Below are 24919 nucleotides of genomic sequence, written 5' to 3' on the forward strand. Positions count from 1 at the left end.
TCCTCCTGCAGCTCGCGGGGCGCCGCGTCCCGAGGCGTACCGTCTGCGACATGGAAGGCCGGCCCATGTTTGCGGTTCCTTGTCGGCCGTTGCCCGCCATCCGCGGGTCAGCAGGCCAGCTTCGGCGTTTTCGCATATTGTGCGCTCAGCGCCTGAACCGCGCGGTAGGACATGTGCACGGCGTCACCGATGCGCCCGACTTGACGGCTGTCGCCGACCACGCTGACGGCGATCCCGGCATCGCCGAGCGCCGCGGCCAGTTCGTCGGCGGATCGGCGCCCCTGGGCGAGCAACAGGCGATCCGCTTCGATCTCGCGGGCGACGCCGCCAGTTTCGATCGTCACCTTGCGATTCCCGACGCCGCGGACATGACTGTTGTCGACGATCGTGATGAGCGGATTTTCGTGCAGGCGGCGCAGCAGGCCCATCCGATAGACCCACTCCGCCGAACGGGCGAGCTTGTCGGCCGGGGAACGACTGACCAACGTCACATGAACGCCGTGATGCGCGCAGAATTCCGCGGTCTCGCAGCCGGTTTCGCCGCCGCCATAGACGATCGCATGCTGTCCTTCGACCAGCCCGAGGTCGCGCTCGCGCATCAACAGGTCATAGGCATCCATCACGATCGGATCGTCAAGGCCCTCGATGGGCAGGTCGATGCGGCGCGTGCCCGCAGCGAGGATCGCGACATCCGGGTCCAGCGCGATGATATCCTTCAGTTCCGCCCGCTTGCCGAAATGACGGACGACCGCGCTCTCGGCCAGCCGGTTGCTCAGATAGTCCGAATACCAGAACAGCTTGTCCTTGCCCGGCGGGGTGGCCGACGCGATGATGCCGCCGCCGGTGAATTCGCGGGTCTCGAAGATGTGCGTCTCGAACCCCGATTGCTGCAACAGCAGTGCCGCCGAGGCGCCGCCCGGACCTGCGCCGATCACGACAGCGCGCTTGCCCTTGCCCATATCGGCGGGAATCGGCGGATCGAGTTCGGTGCCGGTGCGTGGATTTTCAGCGCAGCCGACCTGGACGCGTCCCGGGTGCGGGCTGATGCACCAGTTGCAGGAAGTGCATGGGCGGATCAGGTCGCGCCTGCCCGCCTTCGCCTTGTTCGCCCATTCGGGATCGGTCAGCATTGGCCTGCCCAGCGCGATCAGATCGGCATCGCCGCTCGCGACCGCCTGTTCTCCCGTCTCGGGCCACCGGATCTGGCCAACCGCGATCACCGGGACGCCCGTCGCAGCCCGGATGCGCGCCGCATAGGGAATGCGCCAGCCCTCGGGCATCGACATGGGTTCCACCACTTTCTCGAAGGCGGGGCCCACGCCCCACCCCATCGAGACATGCAGCGCATCGGCCCCCGCCTCGACCAGCCTCGGTGCGATTTCTTCCATGTCGTCGATCGTCAGCCCGCCGGGCCGGAACTCATCGGCGGAGAGCCGATAGACCAGCGGCAGCTCACCCAGTTTCTCGCGAACCGAACGGATCACCGCCAGCGGGAAGGCAAGGCGCCGTTCGGCATCGCCGCCCCACTCGTCGTCCCGTTTGTTGCCCAGCGGCGACATGAATTGCGTGAGCAGATAACCGTGCGCGCCATGCAGCTCGACGCCGTCATAGCCGGCCTCGACGGCCAGCGCGGCGGTGTTGCCGAAGGATATGACGAGCTTGGCGATCTCTTCGGACGTCAGTCCGCGGCAGGTCATCTGCTCGGGATCGCGCTTCGAGAAGATGTCGCTTGGCCCCACCGGCATACCGCCAGGCAGCACCTTGCGATTGGCATATTGGCCGCAATGCTGGATTTGCATGAAGATCTTCGCGCCCGCATCATGAACGGTGCGGACCAGACGGCGATGGCCGTCGAGGTTCTTCCGGTCGTCCAGCGTCAGCTGATATTCGTGTGCGCGGCCGGTATCGGGATCGACACAGGTATATTCGACGATGATCAGGCCCATGCCGCCCAGCGCACGCTCGCGGTAGAAAGCGATCATCGCGGGCGTGACCTCGCCTTCCAGCCCGCCCAGCTCGGTCGACATCGGCGCCATCACCAGCCGGTTCGGCAGTTCGACGCCGCGCAGACGCAGCGGCGTGAACAGATTGGGAAAGGCGGTCGAACCGGTCATTGGCTGCGGACTCGTTCAGGACAGCGACGGGGAAAGACCCCCGTCGACATGGAAATTGATACCGTTGATGAAATCCGATCGCGGGCTGGCGAGCATGACGACGGCATAACCGATGTCGCGCACCTCGCCGATCCGATTGACTGTTTGCCCGCCGCCTTTGGCGATATACTGCTCCGCCTTGGCGAGGTCGTCGCCCCAGCCATGCTTGTCCGCCATCTTTTTCAGGACTTTGATCAGGCCTTCGGTGCGGATCATGCCCGGAGAGACGCTGTTGACGGTGACGCCGGTCTGTTTCAGCGCCTTGGACAGACCGAGCGACATGTTGAGCATCGCCGCCTTGGCCGGCCCGTAATCGGCTTGCCCGGAAGTCGGCGTGATGGCGGCGGCGGTACTGATATTGATGATCCGGCCCCAGCCGCGCTCCTTCATCTCGGGCGCGAAGGCATGAATCAGCCGAACCGCGGCCAGCGTGTTGCGCTGATAGGTCTCGACCCATTGATCGGTATCATAGGCGAACCAGTTGGGGCTGTCCGACGCAGCGCTGCCACCGGCATTGTTGACGAGGATGTCGATGCCTCCGAATGCGGCGTTGGCGGCTTCGGCCACCGCGGCGCACCCCTTCGCAGTGGACAGATCCCCACACGCGGTCGCCGCCCGATGGCCCTGATCGGCAAGGCGCTTCGCGATCGCATCGACACGCGCAGAATCGCGGCCGTTGACGACGACCGATACCCCTTCTGCCGCGAGCATTTCAGCGATGGCAACGCCGATCCCCGAGGAACTGCCGGTGATCAGCGCCCGCTTGCCTTCGAGATTCAGTTCCATGCCGTTCCTCGATCCTTCTTGGTGGCCGGGAAGCCGGGTCAGGCGCGCTGGTTGAAGCGCCGCCCGACCAATGCGGATGCGATGTTGGTTTTCTGAACGTCGGTTGTGCCGCCCGCGATGCCCCAGGCGTAGCTGTCGCGCACGCGCTGCTCCATGCGATACTCCTTGGAGTAGCCATAGCCGCCCATGATTTGCAGTCCCTTGGACGCGACCTCGACCACCATTTCGTTCGAGAAGCATTTGGCGAGCGAGCTGTCGAGGATCGAGGGCAGGCCCTGGCTGGCGTTTACCGCGGCGCGATAGATCAGCAGGCGTGATGCCTCTACCTTCATCGCCATCTCGGCGAGCTTCAGCTGGATCGCCTGGAAATCGACGATCGGCTTGCCGAACTGCTGGCGTTCCTGCGAATATTCGGTCGCCTCCTCCAATGCAGCGGCGGCGATGCCCAGGCCCATGGTAGCGTTGCCGCAGCGTTCGAGGCTGAACGCTGTCATCAGCTTGCCGAAGCCGCCCTTGGGCACGATCAGATTGTCCTTCGGCACGCGTACTTCGTCGAGGTAGATGTCGGCCGAGGGGATGCCGCGAAAGCCCATCAGGCTTTCCGGACGTCCAAAGCTGATCCCCTTGCACTCCTTCTCGACCAGCACCGCGCCGATGCCCTTGGCGCCCGGCTCGTCCTCGAAGCGGCAATAGACGATATAGACGTCAGAATGGCCACCGCCCGAGCACCAGCGTTTCTGGCCTGACACGACGATCTCATCGCCCTCGTAGCGGGCTGCGGTCTTGAGGTCGGTGAGCGCGGTGCCTGCCCCGGGTTCGGACATGGAGACCGCGACAATCTTCTCGCCCCTGATGACTTCGGGAAGAATGCGCGCCTTGAGGGTCTCGCTCGCGAAATGTTCGACGGTGCGTACAGGGCCCGTGGCGCTCTCGAAGATGGGCCATGCGACGGCCGGCGAAATCATCGCAAACTGTTCGAGCACCAGCAGTGCTTCGAGGTGCCCGAGACCCAGGCCACCATATTGCTCGGGCAGGTTGATACCCAGAAAGCCCATTTCGGCGTAGCGTTTGCGCATTGCGTCGGGGAGCGGCATCGCCTTCTCCTCCATCTCACGCGAAAGCTCCATCAGTTCGGATCGCGCAAATTTTCGTGCGGTTTCCTGTAGGTCTTTCTGGTCGTCGCTAAGTTGGAAATCCATCATTCTGCCTTTGTCTCGATGACTGCGTCGAGCGCGACGACCCCACCCTGACCGGGTCGCGCCACAAGCGGATTCACTTCGATCGTCGCCAGCGTGTCGCGATGCTGCACGGCGAGGATCGACAGGCCCGAAATGGCCTTCGCCAGTGCTTCGATGTCGTGGCGCGGTGATCCGCGCCATCCGGTCAACAGCGGCGCGGTCTTGAGGCTCTCGATCATCTTTCGCGCCTGCGCTTCGCTGACCGGGGCCAGGGCGCACACCGTGTCCTTGATCAGTTCGACCAGGGTTCCACCAAGGCCGAAAGTGACGACCGGCCCGAACGCTTCGTCTTGGTGGATACCGACGATCGTCTCGACCCCGCCGCTCACCATTTCGGAAATCAGGTAGCCGTCGATCTTTGCATCCGGCAGGTGCTGGGGGATGCTCTCCGCCATCCGCGCGACCGCATCATGTACGGCCTCCGCCGACGCGAGGCCCAGCGCGACGCCCCCCACTTCGGTCTTGTGCAGGATATCGGCGGAAACGACCTTCACGACGACGGGAAAGCCGATTCCAGCGGCCAGCTGCACCGCGTGCTGTGCATCGCTCGCCAGCGCTTCCTTGGGCGATGGCACGCCGACCTGTTCCAGCAACGTCTTCGCTTGAGCTTCGTTTAGCTTGCCGTGAACACCGAGTGGTGTCGCAGGGGGCAGGGCCAAGGGCTCGCGCGCAGGCTGCGCGAAGGTATCGTGGAACTTCGACAAGGCTGAGAGCGCAGCGATGGCGCGCGAGGGGTCCTCGAACGCGAGCAGTCCCTTCGCATCATATTCGCGGACCATTTCAGCGTCTGTCGTGACTGAGACGAAGACGAGCTGATCGGGCGCGCGGGCATGGGCATTGGCAATCGCCTGTTGCAACGGACGAGCCATCGAAGGCGCGGCACCGGCAATGCCGAGAAAGATCAGCGTCGCGTCGAATGCCTTGGAAGCGAACACCGCATCCAGCGTCTTTTCCATGATGTCATGGTTGGTCGTGACCAGCCCGGTCATGTCGATCGGATTGGCGGGCGAGCAATGCGGCACCAGCGCCTTCAGCGTCGCCTGGGTCTCCGAGGGAACCGTACCCATCTTCAGGCCCGCGTCGCTGACGAAATCGGCGATCTGCACCCCGACCCCGCCGGAGATGCTGATCACGCCGACGCGGGGCCCCTTGGGCAGTACACCCTTGGACAGCGCATAGGCGATGTCGAGCAGTTCGTCGGTCGTGCGCGCCCGGTGGACGCCATATTGGTCGAAGACCGCGTCATAGATGCTGTCCTCGCCGGTCAGCGATGCCGTGTGGCTTGCAGCCGCGGCGCTTCCCTCGGCCGTGCGGCCGACCTTCATCATCACGACCGGCTTGTTCGCGCGGCGGGCGCGGTCGAGCGCAGCGATCAGCTTGTCCGCGTCGCGCAGCCCCTCGATATAGGCCAGCAGCACGTCGCTTTCGTCCTGGCCCGCCATCCACCATAATGCGTCGCCGATATCGACATCGGCCTCGTTGCCGGTCGTCACCCATTGGCTGATGCCGAGGCCGCGCCGGAACAGGTGCTTCATCAGATAGCCGCCATAACCGCCGCTCTGGCTCGCGACGGCGATCCGGCCAGGGGCGGGAACGCCCTCCTCCAGCGCCGAGGCGAAGGTGCCGTAGAAGCGGGCATGGGTGTTCATCAGGCCCATGCAGTTCGGGCCGAGCAGCCGCATCCCCGCCTCGCGCGCAGTTGCAACGATACGGTCCTGCCGCGCGCGGCCCTCTTCGCCCGTTTCGGAGAAACCGGCGCCATACAGCACCGCGCTCTTTACACCCCGTGCAATGCAATCCTCGATCGTCTGCTGCGTCGCATCGGCGGAAATGGCGAGGATCGCGCAATCGACGGGTCCGGGGACATCCAGAATCGACGGATAGGCGGTCAGCCCCTGGATATCCGGTCGGCCCGGGTTAACGGGGTAGACCGGCCCTTCGAAGCCCGCTTCGAGCAGATACTGGATCGGACGCCCGCCGAAGCGACGCTGGTCGCTCGACGCGCCGATGACAGCGACGGAGCGGGGCGCAAACAATGCGGTGAGGTTGTCGGCTTCCGGCGAAGATGGTTTGAGTAAAGTGGCCATGATTGGGTTGCCTTTGACCTGAAGCGGCGGCGCTTCCAACCGTCGCGCCGAAACCAACACATCCATGCTAACCCCCGGGGACGGGGCCTGCACCGGTATACGCCCGCCGACCAACTGGATACATCATCAACGCCAATTCAGCGCCGGACAGCGGGATCATCGCGTCTGTCGAGCGGTATTTGATTACAGGGGCTTCATGTCGGAATTCATTCTGCAGCGCGAACAAGATGGCGTCGTCGTCTTGACGCTGAACGTGCCGCAATTGCGCAACGCGATCTCGCTCGAAATGCGCGAGGCATTGCTTGGCCATCTGCGCGAAGCGGGCAATAATCCCGACATTCGGGCGGTGGTGCTGACGGGGGCACGAGGAAATTTCTGTTCGGGCGGTCAGTTGCAGCCGACGAACGGCGCCGTCGCGCCGGACGCGCAGCGGACCAAGCGCAACATCGCGATCCTGCAGGACATTGTGCGGTTGCTGAGCGGCGGACCCAAGCCGACGATTGCGGCGGTCGAAGGCTATGCCTATGGCGCGGGCATGTCGCTTGCTACGGCCTGCGACGTCCTGGTGGCGGGCGAGAGCGCACGCTTCTGTGCATCCTTCGGCAAGATCGGGCTGATGGCGGACGCAGGGATGCTCTGGTCGCTGCCGCAGCGCGTCGGGCCGGGGCGCGCGCGCGAGATGATGCTGACGGGACGGATCGTCGAAGCAACTGAGGCTGGTGCCTTGGGTCTTGCGAACCGGGTGGTGCCTGCGGGAAGCGCACTGGCTACGGCCCTGGAAGTTGCTGCGGGTTTTGCCGGTGTCGCGCCGCTCGCCATTGCCGCGATGAAGCGGGTCATGGCGCGGGGACCGAATTCGCTGGAAGATGTGCTTCATGCCGAAAGCGATGCGCAGCCGGTCCTGGCGTTGAGCCAGGACTATGTCGAGGGCCGTACGGCGTTCAAAGAAAAGCGCGCACCGATGTTCCGGGGGGCCTGAACGATGGATTTGAAGATCCCGCCTGAAGCCGAGGCGCTGCGCGAGGAGATGCGGGGCTTCCTGCGCGACAAGCTTCCTCCCGAACTGGCGGAGGCGACGCTCTATGGCAGGAAGCTGAGCAAGGACGACCATCAGCGCTGGCAGCGAATCCTGGAGAAGCAGGGCTGGCTGGCGCCGAGCTGGCCCACGCAATGGGGCGGCACCGGCTGGGGGCCGCTCGAACGCTTCATCTGGGACGAGGAATCGGCGCTGGCGGGCGCCCCACGCGCGAATATCCCCTCGCTCGACCTGCTGGGGCCGGTGATCGTCGAATTCGGCACTGAGGCGCAGAAGCGGGAATTGCTGCCCCGGATCCTGTCAGGCGAGGACTGGTGGTGTCAGGGCTTTTCGGAGCCGCAGGCCGGGTCGGATCTCGCTGCGCTTCAGATGCGAGCGGTGCGCGACGGCGACGACTATATCGTCAACGGCACCAAGCTGTGGACCAGCTGGGCGCACATGGCGAACAAGATCTTCTGCCTGGTCCGCACGTCCGCTGACGGACCCAAGCAGGCAGGGATCTCGTTCCTGCTGATCGACATGGAACAGCCGGGCGTGACGGTCAGTCCGATCCTGACGCTGGGTGGCATGCACGCGGTCAACGAGGTGCAGATCACCGATGTCCGCGTGCCGGTCGCCAATTTGCTGGGCCAGGAAGGCGATGCCTGGACCATCACCAAATTCCTGCTGGGCCACGAGCGGCTGGTCGGCGCCGGCATTGGCCCGAGCATGGCGTTGTCGCGGCAGTTGCGTGGCGCGCTTGGCCGTATCGGGCCGGGTGGGGCGCCGCTGGGCGATGATCCGGTTCTCGCCCAGCGCGTCGCGGAGGTCGAGACCGATCTGCTGGCGCTACGCTACACCGCCTATCGCGTGCTGGCCGATGAATTGTCGGGCAAGGCACCCGGACCGGAAGTCTCGGTGCTCAAGATACGAGGCGGCGAGGTCCAGCAGGCGCTGACCGAATTGCTGATGGAGGTCGGCGAGATCGTCAGCCTGACGCATCCCCTGACCGTGTCAGCGGGCGTGGTGCCGATCGAAAGCGCCTATATGGCGCAACAGCATTTCGACCGGCGCAAGCTCACCATCTACGGCGGCAGTTCCGAGATTCAGCGCAACATCATTGCGCGCCGGCTGCTGAACGTCTGAGGGCGGAACGATGGATTTTCATTACAACGACAACCAGCAGATGCTGCACGACACGGTCGACCGGTTCCTGACCGACAAATACGACCTCGTTACACGAAACAAGTTGCTCGGCGACCTCGAGGGGCAGGCGCAGTTATGGCGCGAGATGGCCGAACTGGGCTTGGTCGGCGCCGCCTTCCCCGAAGAAGTCGGGGGCTATGGCGCGTCGCCCGTCGATGCGTTGGTGGTGATGGAGCGTTTCGGACGGCATCTGGTGACGCTGCCCTATCTGATGACCGCGATCGTGTGCGGCCGGCTGCTGATTGCGGGCGGGCGCACCGATCTGATCCAACAGGTAATTGCGGGCGATGCGCGGTTGGCGCTGGCGGCGGGCTCGACGCACGTGCTGCGCAGCGCAGAGCATCACAGCTTTACTGCGGCTGCAGCGGGCGCCGGCTGGACGATCAGTGGGCGGATGCCGGTGGTGATCGGCGGTGACAGCGCCGACACGTTCATCGTGGCGGCGCGGACCTCGGGCGCATTGGGGGAATGCGACGGCATAACCTTGTTCCTCGTCGCTGCAGACCAGGTCGCCCGGCGCAGCTTCCGCATGATCGACGCGCACGGTGCAGCGGAAGTCGTGATCGACGCACTGAGCGTCGGCGAAGATGCGGTGCTGGGCGAGATCGGCGGCGGTGTTGCGCTGGTCGAACTGGCGCTCGACCATGGTATCGCTGCAGCATGTGGCGAGGCGATCGGGTCGATGGGCCATCTCGTGCCCGCCACTGCCGAATATACCCGCACCCGCGAACAATATGGCGCGCCGCTCGCCAAGTTTCAGGTGCTGCAACACCGTATGGCGGACATGTACATCCAGACCGAAACCGCGCGCTCGATGGCCTATGTCGCGGCGATGTCGCTCAATGACGATCCGGTTGAGCGGGCACGCATCGTCTCTGCCGCCAAGGTCCAGATCGGCAAGTCAGGCAAGTTCGTCGGCTATCAGGCGGTCCAGCTTCACGGCGGCATGGGCGTGTCCGAGGAACTGGATGTCGGCCATCACTATATCCGCCTCAACACGCTGAATCAGATGTTCGGCGATCCCGCTTTCCATCTGCGCCGTTTCGCTGCGGCAGGAGCACCGGCATGAAATTCGACTATTCCCGCTATGACAAGCTCAGCGTCCAGCTTGACGGCGCTGTCCTGCGTTTGACGCTGAACCGGCCCGAAAAGCGCAATATCATCGACGATCCGGTGAACGAACAGATCTCGGATGCCTTCCATGACGCGACGTTCGATGAGCGAGTGCGGTGCGTGGTGTTGTCGGGCGAGGGCAAGTCGTTCTGCGGGGGCGGTGATTTCGCCCAGATGAAGCGCAAGGTCGAGGATCCCGGACTGTTCTTCAAGGGCATCTGGAACTCGCGGCGGCTGGTCTATACCGTGCTGGATTGTCCCAAGCCGACCATCGCCCGGATCCACGGCCATGCGATGGGTCTGGGCGCGACGCTGCCGTTGCTATGCGATTTCGTGGTGGCGACGGACGATACCAAGATTGCCGACCCGCACGTCAATATCGGGCTCGTCGCGGGCGATGGCGGGTCGCTGATCTGGCCGCAAATGATGGGTTATGCCAAGGCGCGCAAGTTCCTGATGCTGGGAGAGCCGATCACGGGCAGGGAAGCTGCGGACCTCGGTCTGATCGCCGAATCCGCGCCCACGTTAGAAGATGCGACTGCGATCGCCGATCGCTGGATCGAGAGGCTGGCCAATGGTGCGAGCATGTCGATCTACGGCACGAAGATGACGATCAACCAGCCGCTGCGCCAGCTTGCACATGCTGCGATGGATACCGGCATGGCCTATGAAGGCCTGTCCAACATCAGCCGGGATCATGCCGAGGCGATCGAGGCCATCGGCGAAAAGCGCAAGCCGAACTTCAGCGGGGAGTGACGGTGGCCGACGCGTTCACCGGCTACCGGCGGCGTGTTCGCGTCGTGCCGGGAGACGGGCGCATCGAGGTCGACATGGAGGATGACGCGCATTGCTTTGGCGTGTCGCTGATCCATGATGGCACCCGGATCGAAGCGGTGGAGACGCGGGCGCCGCGCTACCCCTGGTCGACCTGCCCCGCCGCCGGGGAGTTTCTTGCCGAGCGGATGGCTGGGGTCGCGCTCGCCGAGGCGGCGCTGGTTGAAAATCAGCGCGATCATTGCACGCATCTGTACGACCTGTTCGTTGTCGCCGCGCGACATGCGCTCGATCCTGCGCCGTTCACCTACGACATTCGCGTATCCGATCCGGTCGGGGGCGTGACCGTTGCCGAGATTGATCGCGATGGCGAGACGCTGTTGCACTGGCAGTTCGACGATGTTCGCGAAAACTCGGTCGGCGTGCCAACGGGCGACCGGCGGGCGTTCGATGCCTGGACCCGGGCGCAGCCGGAGAATCTCATCGAAGCCGGACTGATGCTTCGCCGGGGTGTGATGGTGTCCGGTACCCGCTTTTTCGATTTTCCCGTTGGCGCTGCGGCAAGCGGGATGAACCAGATGATCGGATCCTGCTTCACCTATGCGCCCGAGCGCGCCGGACAGGCACTGCGCGAACCCGACACGATTCGGGATTTCTCGAATCATCCAGAAAAAATGCTGAGCGGAGAGCGGGATGACTGACGTGTTGCGCGGTTTCAAGGTGCTCGATCTTGGTGCCGGACAGGCGGTGTCCGCGGCAGGATTGCTGTTGGCGCAGAGCGGCGCCACGGTGATCAAGCTCGACCGCGACGATGCGCTTCTCAGTCCCGAGCAAGATGCGCTGTGGAACCGCTACAAACAGCGCGAGCCATTCAGCACGGCGCGGCTTGATGCGCTGCTCGGCGAAGTCGATGCAGTGATCCACGACGTGCTGCCCGCCGCCGCGGGCGCGCTCGGCCTCGATAGCGCGACGCTCTCCGCGCGTCACCCGGCACTGATCCATGTCGCGGTCGGCGGCTGGCCTGCCGGTCATCCGAGTGAGAATCGCCCGGTCAGCGATGCGCTCGTCCTGGCCGAAGCCGGCCTGCTGGACGAGCAGAAGGCCGTGGCACGCGATGGCCCGGTCTGGCTGCGCTTTCCGCTGGGCAGCGCGCATGCGGGCTATCTCGCGGCGATCGGCGTGCTGGCGCGGCTCTACGCGCGCCGGCGGACGGGCAAGGGCGGACCGGTAGCGACCAGCCTGTTGCAGGGCGCGCTGATTCCGACCGCGCTGATCTGGCACCGCGCCGACAGGCCGTCGCCGGCGCTCAAATTCGGGTTTCCGAAGGATGCGGGGGCGACGCTGTTCGAATGTGGGGACGGTCTGTGGATGCACACCATGGGCCAGCCGATCAAAGCGCCCTCCGTCGCGCGCGCGCTGGCGGCAATGGACCCGGACACACGCGCCTCACACAACGCCAGATATGCGAACGCCGTGATCAAATATATCGAGGATCGCGGTGCGATCGAGGCGATCTTCAAGACCCGCCCACGCAGCGAGTGGCTGGAGGAACTCTGGGCGTCCGATGTGCCGGTCCAACCGGTGCAGAACATGGGCGCACTCTATGATGACGAGCAGGCGGCGGCGAATTCCTATGTCGTCGATGTCGAAGATGCGCGGTTTGGCCGGACCCGCCAGCCCGGGCCGCCGATGCAGGTCGCGAGCGGAACGCCGACAGGCCAACCCATGGTCGAAGCGTGCGCGATGGCGTCGCCGCTGCAGGGCTTGAAGATCGCCGATTTCGGCAATTTCCTGGCAGGGCCGCTGGCACCGCAGTTGCTCGCCGATATGGGCGCGGACGTCGTGAAGGTCGAATCGACGACGGGCGACCCGCTGCGCCATGCCGACTGGGCGTTCAATGGATGCCAGCGCAACAAGCGGGACATCGCAGTCGCGCTCAAGCATCCCGATGCGGGCAAGGTGCTCGAGAAGCTGATCGGATGGGCCGATGTGGTCCACCATAATCAGCGGATGCCTGCCGCGGAAAAGCTGGGCTTTGGCTGGGATGCGGTTCGCGCCACCAACCCGCGCGCCGTCTATTGCCACGTCAATTCCTATGGCCCGCAGGGGCCGCGCAAGGACTGGCCCGGCTACGACCAGTTGTTCCAGGCTGCTTCCGGATGGGAAGCGGCGAATGCGGGCGAGGGTAATCGCCCGACCTGGTGTCGTTTCGGGATGATGGATCACCTCTGCGCGCTTGCATCGGTCGTGGCGACGTTGCTCGCATTGCTCAGGCGTGACGCGACGGGGGACGGCGAGTTCGTCGCGGCGTCATTGCTCGGCGGCAGTCTCGCGACGATGGAGACCTTCGTCCTCCCCGACGGCACGCTCGCCGCCATGACGAGACTTGATCATGACCAGATCGGGATCGGGCCGGCGCAGCGGCTGTTCGAATGCGCGGATGGCTGGATTGTCGTCGATGCTTCGGGTCGCGATGCCCTGCCCGGCGAGTTGAGCGAGACGGCAATTGAGGCGATGACCAAAGCAGCGGCGGTGGCGGCGCTGACCGCTCGGGGATATCCGGCCGCCGCCGTCGCACTGGACAACGGCGCCGCCTTTCTCGCCGATCCCGACAATCGCGCAGCGCGCCTCGTCGCCTCGTTCGACCACCCAGCCTATGGCGGTTATGACCAGGTCGGCGTGGCGTGGAGTTTCGGCGATCTCGCGACGCCGCTCCGCCGGCCGCCGCCGTTGCTTGGCGAGCATAGCGCGCAGCTTCTGGAGGAGCTCGGCTTTGATGCCGATGCGCGCGCCGCGCTGTTCGCTGCCGAAGCTGTGAAAGCAGCATGACCAGCTGGCTCAGGGGACTGGGTGGTATAAGGCTGGCGGCGAGCATGTTCGGCCCGGTCGATGGGCCGCCCGTGCTGATGCTGGGCGGATTGGGCCAGACCCGCCACGGCTGGTCGCGCGCGGCGGAACGGCTGAGCGAGCGAGGCTGGCGCGCGATCACGCTCGACCTGCGCGGGCATGGCGAAAGCGATTGGTCACCCGATGGCCATTATGGCTATGCCCGCACGGTCGGCGACTTGCTGGCCGTAGTCGACGGACTCGGCCGGCCATGTGTACTTGTCGGCGCGTCGCTCGGCGGCAAGATCTCGCTCGTGGCCGGAGCACAGGCCGGACCGGACAGGGTCCGCGCGCTGGTGATCGTCGATACCGTCCCGCGGACCAATCCGGCCGGGGTAGCGGAAGTGACGCAAGTGCTGCGTGCGCCGCCCGAAGGGTTCAGCTCGCCCGACGAAGCCGCGGCGGAACTGGCGCGCATCCGCGGGCAGGAACCGAGGCTGGGCGCGGGCGAACGCTTGCAGAGAAACATGCGTGTCGATGGTGCAGGGCGCTGGCACTGGCATTGGGATCCGGCCTGGATGGACCGCGAACAGGGCATCGGACTTGCCGCAGCCACGGGCTTTCTCGAAGAAATGTCCGCGCGGCTGACCATGCCGGTCCTGCTGACCCGTGGCGAGCGGAGCCAGGTCGTGAGCGACGAGGGGCTGGCGGCGTTCCGTGCGATCGTCCCCCAGCTTGAGGTCGAAACGATCGCGGGGGCGGGGCACATGATCGTCGGCGATCGCAACGATGTCTTTGCCGATGCCGCACTCGCTTTTCTGGAGCGGATGTTCGGCCTTCACCCCGTATGTGATTGATTGCTCCGCGCACTTGCCTTGTTCCCCGCATCGACGAAGAGCGAACGGGCAATCATAAAGGGCTTTCGACCGACGTGCTTTCGAGCTTCTTCACGCCCGCCAGTATCGCCGTGGTCGGCGCAGCCGACGATCCGTCCAAGCTTCGCGGCAAGCTGCTCAAGCTGGCAAAGGACAGCGCCTATCCGGGCGCGGTGCATGCGGTTCATCCCCGGGGCGGTACGATCCAGGGGCAGGCCGCCTATACCAGTCTGAGCCAGATTCCCGACGGCGTGGAGCTCGTGCTGATCGCGACTCCCGGCGCAACGGTGCCCGGCGTGGTGCGCGAGGCGGTGGCGGCAGGCGCGAAGGCGGCGGTGATCCTGTCCTCGGGCGTCGATATGGCGGAACTGACCGACGCGATCGGCGATAGCGGGCTGCGCTATATGGGGCCGAACACCGAGGGGTATTTCGATCTCGCCGGTATCGCTTCTACCTTCGCTGCAGTGGTCGAGGAGGCGCTGTCGCAGAGCAGGGCCGCGCCGCGCCCGGGGCGCAAGGTTTCAATCGTGTCGCAATCGGGTGGCCTGGGCTTTTGCCTGTTCGGGCGCGGGCTGTCGGAGAATCTCGACTTCCAGTCCGTCATCACGACCGGCAATGAAGGTGACCTCGAATCCCTCGATTTCGTCGATCACCTGCTCGACGAGGGCGGGAGCGGCGTCATCGTCATGTTCATCGAGGGGCTGAAAAACCCCGCGCGCTTCGCGTCGGTAGCCGCGAAGGCGGCCGACAAGGGCGTGCCCATCGTCGTCATGAAAGTCGGTCGCTCTGAAGCGGGGCAGCGCGCCGCTGTCAGCCACACCGCCCATCTGACCGGAGCGGACACCGCCTATGACGCGGTGTTCGACCGCTATGGCGTGATCCGGGTGTTCGATATGGAAGAGATGCTGGCGGCCGCAGCAGCGCTGGCGCGATTCCCGCAGGGCCGCGTGGCCCGTGCGGCGGTGGTGTCGACTTCGGGCGGCGCAGGTGCCTGGGCAGCCGATCTGCTGGGCGCCGCGGGCATCGACGTCCCGGTTCTGTCTTCGGATTTGCAGGCCAGCCTTCAGGAGTTCATTCCCGAATTCGGGTCGCCCGCCAATCCGGTCGACGTCACCGCGCAGGCGGTCGAGGCAGGCGGGCGGCCGCTGGTCAAGGTGCTCGAACGCCTGCAGCATAGCGATGAGATCGACGCGATTGTCGTCAATATGGGCCTGCACAAGCCGGGCCGGGTCAAGGCGCTCGCCGACCTGCTCGGGCCGCTCTATGCGGGCGCGACCAAGCCGATCCTGTTCCATTCGCATATTCTGCCGCACCCCGAGAATATGGCGGCGCTGGCGGAACTGGGGGGACAGGGCTTTGCAAGCTTCCGTGGTTGCGCCTCTGCCCTTTGGGCGCTGAACAAACATGCTGCCTTCCTTGCCGACTGGAAGGCGCGCGCGCCTGTCTTGCCGCCGGCAGCAGCACCGGTTTGCGACGATATCGCGCCGGGCGTATTGAACGAGTTGCAGACAAGCTCGCTGCTGTCGGCCTATGCCATCCCGGTGCCATCCAACGCGCTGGTTTGCGATCGAGCGGCGGCACTCACACAAGCGCGCGCGATGGGCTTCCCGGTCGTGCTGAAGATCCAGTCGCCCGATATCGCCCATAAGACCGAGGCTGGAGGTGTGGCGCTCAACGTCGGCGAAGGCGATGTAGAGGCGGCGTTCGACCGGATCATGGCGTCGGCAAAGGCCTATGCGCCCGATGCCCGAATCGAAGGCGTTCTGGTCCAGAAGATGATGCCCAAGGGGCATGAAATCGTGATCGGCATCACCCGCGATCCCGATTTCGGACCGCTGGTGATGTTGGGATCCGGCGGCATCTATCTCGAGGTCCTGAAGGACGTGGTGTTCGCGCCGCCGCCCATTTCGACCGAGGCGGCAAAGACGCTGATCGGGCGTTTGAAGACCGCCCCGATCCTGGAAGGTGTCCGCGGGGAAGCGGCGGGAGATCTCGACGCGCTGGCGGCGCTCATCTCCCGCGTCGCCGACCTCGCGCGCGCCGAAGGCAATATCGACCAGCTCGATCTCAATCCCGTATTTGTCTACCCGGCGGGTGAAGGCGTTGTCGCGGTCGACGCGCTCGCCGTCGCCGGGCAGCCCGTCGGCGGAGGCCATTGATGCAGCCCGAAGAACAATATCTCGCGTTTCTCGCCGAAGGGCGCTTCATGCTCCAGCGCGCGAAGGGGAGCGGGACCTATGTCTTCTTTCCGCGCGTCGCCGTGCCGGGGACGGGCGAGACGGATCTCGAATGGGTCGAAGCGTCGGGGAACGGAACCGTCTATTCGACCACGGTGGTTCGCAGCAAGCCGCCCGCCGAAGACTATAATGTCGCGCTGATCGATCTCGCCGAGGGGGTGCGGATGATGGGCCGCGTCGTCGATATCGATCCGGCAGCCGTGCAAATCGGACTGAAGGTGAAGGCGAAGGTCGGTGAGATCGACGGCAAGCCCGCGGTCCTGTTCACGGAGGCAGGCGCATGAGCTTTCCACGCGGCAAGACGGCGGTGGTGGGCAGCGCCACCTTCGGTATCGGATCGGCACCGGGCTATACGGCGGCGGAACTGCTGGCCAAGGCATCGCTGGCGGCCATCGCCGATGCGGGGCTGAAGCCTTCGGACATCGATGGCGTCTTTGCGATGCTGCCGCAGGACCCGTTCTGTGCGATGTCCGTTCCTGAATATCTGGGCATCCGGCCCAAAATAGTGGAATCGACGCGCACCGGCGGGTCGGCGTTCCAGATTCATGCGATGTGGGCGGCGCTCGCACTCGAAGCCGGCCTGTGCGACGCTGTCCTGATTGCTTACGGCAGCAACCAGCGGTCGGCATCTGGCGGGCTGGTGTCGAGTGGCGCAGCCCCTTTTCCCTACGAGCAGGTCTACAAGCCGCGCAATCCGCCGAGCAGCTACGCGCTCGCCGCCGCGCGGCACATGCAAGAATATGGCACGACGCGCGAGCATCTGGCCGAGGTTGCGGTGGCCGCACGCAAATGGGCGCAACTCAACCCTGACGCATTCGCTCGCGATTCGCTGACGATCGAAGACGTGCTGGCCGCGCGGATGGTGTCCGATCCCCTGACGGTGCGCGATTGCTGCCTCGTTACCGATGGCGCTGCGGCGATCGTGATGACGCGCGCCGATCGGGCAAGAGACTTGCCTCAACCTCCCGTCTATCTGCTGGGCGCGGCGTCGGCGACCTGGTTCAAGAACATCTCCGAAGCAACCGACCTGACCGTGACTGCAGCATCGGAAGCCGGCGCGCGGGCCTATGAACAGGCCGGCGTGAAGCCATCGGATATCGATGTCGTCGAACTCTATGACGCCTTCACGATCAACACGATCCTGTTCCTCGAAGATCTGGGATTTTGTCCGAAGGGAGAAGGCGGACGGTTCGTCGCCGGAGGCGGGATCGCGCCGGGAGGACGGCTGCCGGTCAACACCAATGGCGGCGGCCTGAGCTGTGTCCATCCCGGCATGTATGGGCTGTTCACAATGGTGGAGGCGGTGACCCAATTGCGCGGTCAGGCGGGCACGCGGCAAGTGGCGGACGCGAAGCTAGCGCTCGCGCACGGCAATGGCGGCACGCTTTCCAGCCAGTCGGTCACGATCTTCGGCACAACGGAGACACTCTGATGCCGCTCAATGCCGACTATATCCTCTCGCGCGAATTCGCGCCGGTCGAATCCGTGGTTACCGACCGCGATGTCATGTTCTATGCGCTGTCGATCGGCCTTGGCCGCGATCCGATGGACCTGTGGGACCTGCGCTATGTGTTCGAGAAGGACCTGAAGGTCTTTCCGACCATGCCCCTCGTCATCGGCCACCCCGGCAACTGGATGACCGATCCCGAAACCGGGATTACCCGAACGATGGTCGTCCATGGCGCGCAGCGGCTGACGACGCTTCGCGACTTGCCCGTCGGCGCGACCGTGATCACTACCAACCGTGTGTCCCAGATCTGGGACAAGGGCGACAAGGGCGCGGTCATGGACCTGGTGCGCGAGACCATCGACAAGGCGACCGGAGCGTTGATCGCACGCAGCGAATCGAGCGTCTTCTGCCGCGCTGATGGCGGCTTTGGCGGACCTCAGGGCGAGTCGCACGTCTTTGAACCGGTGCCCGATCGCGCCGCCGACCGGTCGGTCGAGATGCCGACCGATCCGAACACGGCGTTGATCTATCGCCTCAACAACGATCGCAATCCCCTCCACGCCGAACCGGCCTTCGCCGCCAAAGCCGGCTTCGCGCGTCCGATCCTGCATGGGCTGGCCACCTATGGCGTCGCTGCGGTCGCGGTCGCGAAGACATTTCCCGAAAGGGCGATCACCTCGTTCGAAGCGCGCTTTTCCAAGCCGGTGCTGCCGGGCGAGACGATCGCGGTTGATCTCTGGGATGAGGATGGCGCGGTCGCATTTCGGGCGCGCGTCGGCGACAAGGTCGTACTCGACCGAGGGCGGGCGATATTGGCGTGATGCCGCTTGAACGCCGGCTGATCGACGAGGTCGAGATCCAGCGTCTGGCCGCTGCGTACAGCCATGCGGTGATGCGGCTCGATGGACTCGCGGCCGCAGCGACCTATGCCGAGGACGGCGTTCTGACTGCCTTCTCCAAGCCTGGCATCCTCGGTCGCGCCGCGATCGCGGAGGCGCTGATCCTGACGCTGGAACCGCTCGCCTTTCTCGCTCAGAATTGCGGCGCGGGCGTCATCTCGGTCGACGGCGACAGCGCAACCGCAAACTGGACCGTCACCGAATTGCTTCAGCGCAGGGGTGAAGACCGTCTGTCTTGCTGCTTCGGCAGCTATCAGGACCGGTTGGTGCGCACAGCCGATGGCTGGCGGTTCTCCCACCGGACTTTCATACCCTTCTTCCGGGGACGGATCGAGGCGGACGGGCGCTCCTACCCCAATCCGGCCTTCTCCGGACCGGCGGGACCGCCGGGCGCGCTTAGCTGACCGGGCCGGGCAGCGGGTTCCCCTTCGCTTTCCACGGTTCGCGGTCCTTGAGCGCCGGCACGGTACCTTGCTTCGCGCCATTTTTGTCCAGCAGCGCCAGATAGTCGGCCATGTCCTGCTCCGACCAGAATGCCTCGCCACTGCCGGCGATCACGCCGAGCAATTCACAGCCGTCAGGCCCGGCGACCCAGGGGCCGAAGCGGTCGCCATGCATCAGGAAGATGTGCGTGCCCTTGGGGCATAGCCGGTCGCCGACCGTCACTTCGCCTTCGAGCACGAACACGGTGTGATCGCCCTGGTGTCCATGGGTGAGCGAGATCATCCCCGGCTCCCATCGATTGTAGAATGCGAAGTAGCGTGGCATCGATTCGAGGAAGCGTTCATAGATCGACGCCGTTCGCCCGTCCGCAAACTCGATGCGAACGACCTCCTGCTCGTAAACCTCGTCGATATGTTTGAACCGCGGTGCGCCCAGCATCTTCGCTCTCCCGTCTGTTATCGCATCATCAAGGCCCCGCCATCGACGGGAATGATCTGTCCGGTCATGAAGTGTGCGCCGTCTGAAGCGAGGAACGCGACCACCGGCACCAGATCGCGCCGGATATCGCCGAGCTTGCCGCCGATCGGGATCGCGACCTTGAGTGCGGCATCATGGGCAGCCAGCTGGTCGGCGCTCATGCTGTCTCGGGTCTTGTCGTACATCGGTGTCCAGATGGTGGGCGCGATGGCGTTGACGCGGATATTGTAGCGGCCCCATTCGCTGGCGATTGAGCGCACCCAGGCAACCACCGCGCCCTTGGCGGCGGCATAGGCTGCCTTGCCCGGATAGCCCTTGATCCCAGCCGACGATGCGAAGTTGATGATCGCGCCGCCCCGATCCTTGAGGTGCGGGAACACCGCCTGATTGACCAGGAAGGTGCCGGTCGCGTTGACGGCGATGGCTTCAAGCCATTGCTCCGGCGGGATCGATTCGGCAGGCGCGCCGGGCGCTATTCCCGCAGCATGGATCAGCACGTCCAGCCCATCCAGCGCAGCGACGGCTTGGTTCGTCGCGGCATCGACCGAGGCCTTGTCCGTCACGTCGACCCCAAGGAAAGTCGCACCCGCTTCTCCGGCGACCCGTGCGCCGGCATCGGCGTTGAGGTCGAGCGACACGACGCGCGCGCCCATCGCGGGCAGCGCGCGGACCAGTCCTTCGCCCATACCGCTCGCTCCGCCCGTCACGATGATCCGGCGGCCGTCCAACATCCTGTCTGCCATCGAGCTCTCCTTGGACCCTCGATAGCACCGACCAGCTGTCCAGCGGATCGCGGCTGTGATCGTTAGCCTCAACGCGTTGCGAAATCCCCGCGACTGGCGATCCTTTGGACGACAGGCTCGAGGGAGAGAGACGATGGATTTCGGTATCCGCGACAAGGTCGCGTTCGTGTCGGGGGGGAGCAAGGGCATGGTGCGCGAGGCCGCGCTGATGCTTGCCGACGAAGGAGCGAAGGTGGCGATCGTCGCCCGCACGCAAGGGCCGATCGACGACACGGTCGCTCAGATCCGCAGCGGGGGCGGCACAGCGATGGGCTATTCCGCTGACCTGACGACACGCAGCGGCGTACGTGACGCGGTGGCCGCAGTGCGTGAGGAATTCGGCGACCCGGACATCGCGATCAGCTGCGTCATGGAGAATATCGCCGGCGACTTCGACGATGTGAAGGATGAGGATTTCGAACGCTTCTTCATCGTCTATGCCATGTCGGTGGTCTATCTCGCGCGCGAGGTCATTCCGGCAATGAAGACCAAGGGATGGGGCCGGTTTGTTGCGGTCGGATCTGGCACCGCGAAGGAGCCTGTCGGCAACATCCACCATATGCTCGCGAACACGACGCGGCCCGCTGCCGTCGGTTTCGTCAAGACGCTGTCGGACGAAGTGGCGAAGTACGGCATCACCTGCAACACGGTCGGCCCGGGCTGGATCGGCACCGACAATATGTACAATTATCTCGAGAAGAAGATGGGCGTGACGCCTGACAAGGTCGGCGAATTCCTGCACGATCTGATTCCGGCGGGCCGGGTCGGCCGGCCAGAGGAGATCGCATCGACCATTGCCTATCTATGCTCCGACCTGGCCGGCTATATCAGCGGCAACTGGATCGGCGTGGACGGTGGCAAGCACAAGTCGCTGTTCTGACGGGGCGACGCGGCGGCCGGGCTATAGCTCGACCACCGCGCGCGTCGGTGTCGTGCCCTCGGGCGCTTCATAAAATTGTTCGCTCCATTTGCGTAGCGCCATGTACCCGGCAATGTCCTGTTTCGCGAACACCGGGCGCTGAACGAAGACCTGATGTCGCCAGATGCGCGCATCCTCCTCGAACAACTCGATCGTATGGTTCGCGAATTCACGTTTCGCCTGGGGCATCACGTCGGGGGATGCGGGTTCGCGGGGCAGGAAATAACTGACACGAAGGTCCGACAAGGCATCGTCTACCGGTGTCGCAGTCAGGATCAGGCGATAGGGATTGCGCCCCTCGAATGCAGCGAAGGACAGCCCCGGGCCCATGTTCAGCGTGTGCAGCGTCATCGCCACCTGCTTGGTCTTTGCCGACTTGAACCCCATGCGCGAGCGCCAGCGCGTTCCGGGCGTTTCGAACCACAGGAGTTCGGGATCTTCCGGCGCGCCGTGCGTGAAGCGGAAGTGCATCGAATCTGCCGCATTCTCCTGGATGAGCTGCGGGTGGATCGGCTCGGAGGGCTTGTCGACCACCGCTTGCGGATAACAGGGATAATAGTCCGCCTCGCTTCCCGGCAGATCGAAATCGGCGAACAGATCAGGCAGCTCCCAGCCCTCGCGCGGCGGTCCGCCGGCCGGATCGTGCCACATGAAGATCAACCCGTGCCGCTCGATGACGTGGCGGGTGCGCAACCTCGCGCCGGTCGGCTTGTCTTGATAAGGGATCTGGGCGTTCCGGCCGTCTTTGTCCCACATCCAGCCATGATAGGGGCAGACGACGCAGCCATGCTTCACCTTGCCGCCATAGCCGAGATGCGCACCCAGATGCTTGCAGTGCGCATCCATGACAGCGAGGTCGCCGGCCTGATCGCGAAACGCCACCATGTCGGCGCCGAAATAGCGCATCGGAACCACGCCGCCCGGGGCGATCTGCGCGCTCCAGCCGATCTGGAACCAGCCTGTCGGTTTCATGCTCAGTTTCAGCATCGATCGTCCTTCGGTGTAGCGGTTGTCAAAGGGTCTCGACAAAGGGGGTCGGCGAAGTGCCAGCCTCGCCTTCGTAGAAGCGTTCGCTCCAGTTGCGCAGCATCGTGTAGCCCTTGATATCCTGCTGGGCGTAGACGGGGCGCTGGACGAAAATCTGATGCCGCCAGATGCGGGCATCCTCTTCGAACAACTCTGCGGTATGGGCGGCGAAGTCGCGCAACTTGAGCGGCATCGTGTCGGGCGATGCCGGATCGCGGGGCAGGAAGTAGCTGACCCGGAAATGGGCCGCTTCGTCGTCGATCGGCGTCGCGGTGAGGATCAGGCGATAATGGACATTGTTGCCGTCGAAAAAGGTGAATGATAGGCCGACATTGGGTTTGATGCCGCGGTTGAACAGGGCGAACTCGCCGGTCTTCGGCGACTTGAACGCCATGGTGCTGCGCAGGCGGTTGCCCTCGATCCGGCAGTCGGTGAGCTGCGGATATTCCGGCGCACCATGGGTGAACACGAAGTGCACCGAGTCGGCCGTGTTCTCCATCATCAGTTGCGGATGGATATGCTCGCCCGGACGATCGACCACCGCTTGCGGGTAGCAGGGATAATAGTCAGCCTCGTTCGCGACGCCCTCAGGAAAATCGGCGAACAGGTCGGGCAATTCCCACCCGTCGCGCGGCCCCTCGCCGCTCGGATCGTGCCAAAGGAAAATCAGCCCGTGACGTTCGATCGCCGACCATTTGCGCAGCTTCGCTCCGGTCGGCTTGTCCTGATAGGGGATATTGGCATTGCTGCCGTCCTCGTGCCACGCCCAGCCATGATAGGGGCATATGATGCAATCCCCGCGAACCTTGCCACCATGCCCGAGATGAGCGCCCAGATGTTTGCAATGCGCATCCAGCACGCTCAGGCGGCCGTCAGCGCTGCGAAAGGCGACGAGGTCATGCGAGAAATAACGCAGAGGCACGGCTTGACCGGGAGCAATTTCACCGGACCATCCGATCTGGAACCAACCGGTGGGCTTCATGTTGAGCTTGAGCATCGCGGCCTCGATTTAATTCGAAAATCGAAATATCATGCGCGATGCGCGGTTTCACCTCTGCGTGCCGATCCACCACATATGCGATGGCGGCGGCCGGAGGGATCGGGCAGCGTGACCGAATGAGCGAGGACCTGCCCAAGACTGTCGCGCATTTGCAGGCCCGGCTTCCATCGGGTCCGATCGGGCGATTGCTGGCGTCGATCGGCAATCTGTCGACCTCGTTGGGCGCGATCCATGCCCGCTTCGCCCAGGACCATGGCCTCGGGCCTCGCGGGATCTGGATCATGAGCTGGATTTCGGAAGGTCAGGGCAATCCCGGCGCCATCGCCCGCGCGATGATCCTGCCGCCCAGCGTCATCTCGGGGGACCTCAACCGGCTGGTCGAGCAAGGACTGGTCGTCCGGCAACGGGGCGCAGCGGACGGCCGGCGGCTCGACTATAGCATGACCGAAACGGGACAGGCATTGCTGGCGAAAGCGCATGCCCGCTATGTCGCGATCCTCCAGGACAAGTTCGCCGAATATTCGCCCGACCAGATCGATGCGCTGCTGCGTATTCTCTTCGAGATCAGCGGTCATGTCCGGTCGCATCTCGATGCCGCGGACGATTAAAGGCGGATCAGTCGTTTACCGATCCCCGCGCCCTGCAGCATGTTGAGATAGGCTGCGGGAGCCTGTTCGAGGCGATCGATGATCGTTTCGCGATGCACAATCGTGCCGCTTGCAATGCCGTCCGCCAGTTCGGCGCGAGCAGGTTCGAACAGCTCTGGGTGCTCGGCGGTGATGAACCCGCGCAATGTGAGCGCGCGATAGAGCAATGTCTTGAAATGCCTGAGCGCCAATGGCGCCTCGTCATTATAGTGCGCCGCCAGTCCGCACAGCATGATCCGGCCGCCCTGCACCATGGCGGGCAACGCCGCATCGAGACTGGGACCGCCGACATTTTCGAACAGGATATCGATGCCGTTGGGTGCCGCCGCGGCGATCCGGCCCGCCAGATCGGGGTCGAGATGGTCGAGGCAGGCGTCGAACCCCAGCGTGTCGACGACATAGGCGCATTTGTCGGCACCTCCGGCAGTACCGACAACGCGCAGTCCGCGCGCCTTTCCAAGCTGGCCGACCACGCTTCCCACCGGGCCGCTGGCGGCCGAGACGAGCAGGGTTTCGCCCGTTGAGGGCCGAGCAAGGTGAAGCCCGACCCACGCCGTCATGCCCGAGCGGCCCAGCACCCCCAGCGCCAGCCGGGGCGGATTGATCGCCGGGGAAATTACTTCGGCACGAGCGGCGGCAAGGGTTTGCACCGCTTGCCAGCGTCCGATGGCCAGCACGGTGTCGCCCACGGCATAGCCTGGCGCTTGCGATGAAAGGACTTCGCCTACGATCCGGCCATGGATGGTGCCGTCCGCCCATTCCGGAACCTCGCCGGTCCAGTTGCGCATCGCCCGCGCCAGATAGGGGTCAAGGGCGATGTATCGCGTATGGATGGTGATCTCGTTCTCGGCCGGTGCGCGCAGTTCGTCCGCGGCGAACACGAAATCGGCCAGCGTCAGCGTTCCGCAGCGCCGGCGCACGCGCCAGAAGCCGTTGCTGTCCTGCATCGCTACCTCCCGTCCGGG

Annotated in this window: 23 protein-coding genes; 14 read left to right on the top strand and 9 right to left on the bottom strand. The window is 64.7% G+C overall.

What is annotated here, in order from left to right; genetic code table 11:
- Positions 1 to 107: 107 nt before the first annotated feature.
- The 4 genes from KYX69_RS14520 to KYX69_RS14535 are packed head-to-tail and all read right to left on the bottom strand — an operon-like array spanning position 108 to position 6264.
- Positions 108 to 2114, bottom strand: a complete 2007-nt coding sequence (locus KYX69_RS14520) for an FAD-dependent oxidoreductase (RefSeq protein ID WP_300498515.1) — start codon at positions 2112 to 2114, stop codon at positions 108 to 110.
- Positions 2115 to 2129: 15 nt separating this feature from the next.
- Positions 2130 to 2939 (bottom strand): SDR family NAD(P)-dependent oxidoreductase, encoded by an 810-nt coding sequence (locus KYX69_RS14525; RefSeq protein ID WP_300498516.1) that lies wholly within the window; start codon positions 2937 to 2939, stop codon positions 2130 to 2132.
- 38 nt (positions 2940 to 2977) lie between these two features.
- Entirely contained in the window at positions 2978 to 4138 is a 1161-nt protein-coding gene (locus tag KYX69_RS14530; protein ID WP_126003635.1) for an acyl-CoA dehydrogenase family protein, read from the bottom strand.
- Complete coding sequence (locus tag KYX69_RS14535) at positions 4138 to 6264, bottom strand: acetate--CoA ligase family protein (protein WP_300498517.1); 2127 nt, start codon at positions 6262 to 6264, stop codon at positions 4138 to 4140. Before KYX69_RS14535 ends, KYX69_RS14530 begins: the two co-directional genes overlap by 1 nt.
- Before the next feature lie 196 nt (positions 6265 to 6460).
- On the opposite strand from KYX69_RS14535, the gene KYX69_RS14540 reads away from it, so the two are divergent.
- The 12 genes from KYX69_RS14540 to KYX69_RS14595 all read left to right on the top strand — a co-directional run bounded on the left by KYX69_RS14540 (position 6461) and on the right by KYX69_RS14595 (position 19063).
- Positions 6461 to 7243, top strand: a complete 783-nt coding sequence (locus KYX69_RS14540) for an enoyl-CoA hydratase-related protein (RefSeq protein ID WP_300498518.1) — start codon at positions 6461 to 6463, stop codon at positions 7241 to 7243.
- 3 nt (positions 7244 to 7246) lie between these two features.
- A complete protein-coding gene (locus KYX69_RS14545) occupies positions 7247 to 8425 on the top strand; it encodes an acyl-CoA dehydrogenase family protein (RefSeq protein WP_300498519.1) in 1179 nt (392 codons plus the stop codon).
- Positions 8426 to 8435: 10 nt separating this feature from the next.
- The gene (locus KYX69_RS14550; protein ID WP_126003447.1) at positions 8436 to 9554 is read left to right on the top strand and encodes an acyl-CoA dehydrogenase family protein; all 1119 of its coding nucleotides are present in this window, start codon (positions 8436 to 8438) and stop codon (positions 9552 to 9554) included.
- Entirely contained in the window at positions 9551 to 10354 is an 804-nt protein-coding gene (locus KYX69_RS14555; RefSeq protein ID WP_300498521.1) for an enoyl-CoA hydratase/isomerase family protein, read from the top strand. Before KYX69_RS14550 ends, KYX69_RS14555 begins: the two co-directional genes overlap by 4 nt.
- Positions 10355 to 10356: 2 nt before the next feature.
- The gene (locus KYX69_RS14560; RefSeq protein ID WP_126003449.1) at positions 10357 to 11073 is read left to right on the top strand and encodes a hypothetical protein; all 717 of its coding nucleotides are present in this window, start codon (positions 10357 to 10359) and stop codon (positions 11071 to 11073) included.
- Positions 11066 to 13201 carry a CoA transferase gene (locus KYX69_RS14565; protein ID WP_300498523.1) on the top strand — a complete coding sequence of 712 codons (2136 nt, stop codon included), beginning with the start codon at positions 11066 to 11068 and terminating at the stop codon, positions 13199 to 13201. The genes KYX69_RS14560 and KYX69_RS14565 overlap by 8 nt, the downstream gene beginning before the upstream one ends.
- Positions 13198 to 14055 carry an alpha/beta fold hydrolase gene (locus KYX69_RS14570; protein ID WP_126003451.1) on the top strand — a complete coding sequence of 286 codons (858 nt, stop codon included), beginning with the start codon at positions 13198 to 13200 and terminating at the stop codon, positions 14053 to 14055. Before KYX69_RS14565 ends, KYX69_RS14570 begins: the two co-directional genes overlap by 4 nt.
- Before the next feature lie 74 nt (positions 14056 to 14129).
- Complete coding sequence (locus KYX69_RS14575) at positions 14130 to 16232, top strand: acetate--CoA ligase family protein (protein WP_300498524.1); 2103 nt, start codon at positions 14130 to 14132, stop codon at positions 16230 to 16232.
- The gene (locus KYX69_RS14580) at positions 16232 to 16594 is read left to right on the top strand and encodes a Zn-ribbon domain-containing OB-fold protein (RefSeq protein ID WP_126003453.1); all 363 of its coding nucleotides are present in this window, start codon (positions 16232 to 16234) and stop codon (positions 16592 to 16594) included. Before KYX69_RS14575 ends, KYX69_RS14580 begins: the two co-directional genes overlap by 1 nt.
- Entirely contained in the window at positions 16591 to 17742 is a 1152-nt protein-coding gene (locus KYX69_RS14585) for a thiolase (RefSeq protein ID WP_126003454.1), read from the top strand. The genes KYX69_RS14580 and KYX69_RS14585 overlap by 4 nt, the downstream gene beginning before the upstream one ends.
- The gene (locus KYX69_RS14590) at positions 17742 to 18581 is read left to right on the top strand and encodes a MaoC/PaaZ C-terminal domain-containing protein (protein WP_126003455.1); all 840 of its coding nucleotides are present in this window, start codon (positions 17742 to 17744) and stop codon (positions 18579 to 18581) included. The genes KYX69_RS14585 and KYX69_RS14590 overlap by 1 nt, the downstream gene beginning before the upstream one ends.
- Positions 18581 to 19063 (top strand): nuclear transport factor 2 family protein, encoded by a 483-nt coding sequence (locus tag KYX69_RS14595; RefSeq protein ID WP_126003456.1) that lies wholly within the window; start codon positions 18581 to 18583, stop codon positions 19061 to 19063. Before KYX69_RS14590 ends, KYX69_RS14595 begins: the two co-directional genes overlap by 1 nt.
- Here the strand turns inward: KYX69_RS14595 and KYX69_RS14600 are convergent.
- Positions 19056 to 19541, bottom strand: a complete 486-nt coding sequence (locus tag KYX69_RS14600) for a hypothetical protein (protein ID WP_126003457.1) — start codon at positions 19539 to 19541, stop codon at positions 19056 to 19058. The genes KYX69_RS14595 and KYX69_RS14600 overlap by 8 nt on opposite strands.
- Before the next feature lie 17 nt (positions 19542 to 19558).
- The gene (locus KYX69_RS14605) at positions 19559 to 20323 is read right to left on the bottom strand and encodes an SDR family oxidoreductase (RefSeq protein ID WP_126003458.1); all 765 of its coding nucleotides are present in this window, start codon (positions 20321 to 20323) and stop codon (positions 19559 to 19561) included.
- Between the two features lie 133 nt (positions 20324 to 20456).
- Here KYX69_RS14605 and KYX69_RS14610 point away from each other — a divergent pair, with 133 nt between their 5' ends.
- On the top strand, positions 20457 to 21242 hold the full coding sequence (locus KYX69_RS14610; protein ID WP_126003459.1) for an SDR family oxidoreductase: 786 nt from the start codon (positions 20457 to 20459) through the stop codon (positions 21240 to 21242).
- Positions 21243 to 21263: 21 nt separating this feature from the next.
- Here the strand turns inward: KYX69_RS14610 and KYX69_RS14615 are convergent, their stop codons facing one another.
- Together KYX69_RS14615 and KYX69_RS14620 are read right to left on the bottom strand one after the other, a co-directional pair.
- Entirely contained in the window at positions 21264 to 22268 is a 1005-nt protein-coding gene (locus KYX69_RS14615) for an aromatic ring-hydroxylating dioxygenase subunit alpha (protein ID WP_126003460.1), read from the bottom strand.
- Positions 22269 to 22293: 25 nt separating this feature from the next.
- Positions 22294 to 23304 (bottom strand): aromatic ring-hydroxylating dioxygenase subunit alpha, encoded by a 1011-nt coding sequence (locus KYX69_RS14620; RefSeq protein WP_300498526.1) that lies wholly within the window; start codon positions 23302 to 23304, stop codon positions 22294 to 22296.
- Between the two features lie 119 nt (positions 23305 to 23423).
- Between KYX69_RS14620 and KYX69_RS14625 the strand changes: the two genes are divergently transcribed.
- Positions 23424 to 23915, top strand: a complete 492-nt coding sequence (locus KYX69_RS14625; protein WP_300498527.1) for a MarR family transcriptional regulator — start codon at positions 23424 to 23426, stop codon at positions 23913 to 23915.
- Here KYX69_RS14625 and KYX69_RS14630 read toward each other — a convergent pair.
- The gene (locus KYX69_RS14630) at positions 23912 to 24901 is read right to left on the bottom strand and encodes an NADP-dependent oxidoreductase (protein WP_164523219.1); all 990 of its coding nucleotides are present in this window, start codon (positions 24899 to 24901) and stop codon (positions 23912 to 23914) included. The two genes, KYX69_RS14625 and KYX69_RS14630, sit on opposite strands and share 4 nt — an antisense overlap.
- Between the last annotated feature and the right edge of the window lie 18 nt (positions 24902 to 24919).

This window comes from Sphingomonas sp., assembly GCF_030145815.1.
GTDB lineage: Bacteria > Pseudomonadota > Alphaproteobacteria > Sphingomonadales > Sphingomonadaceae > Sphingomonas.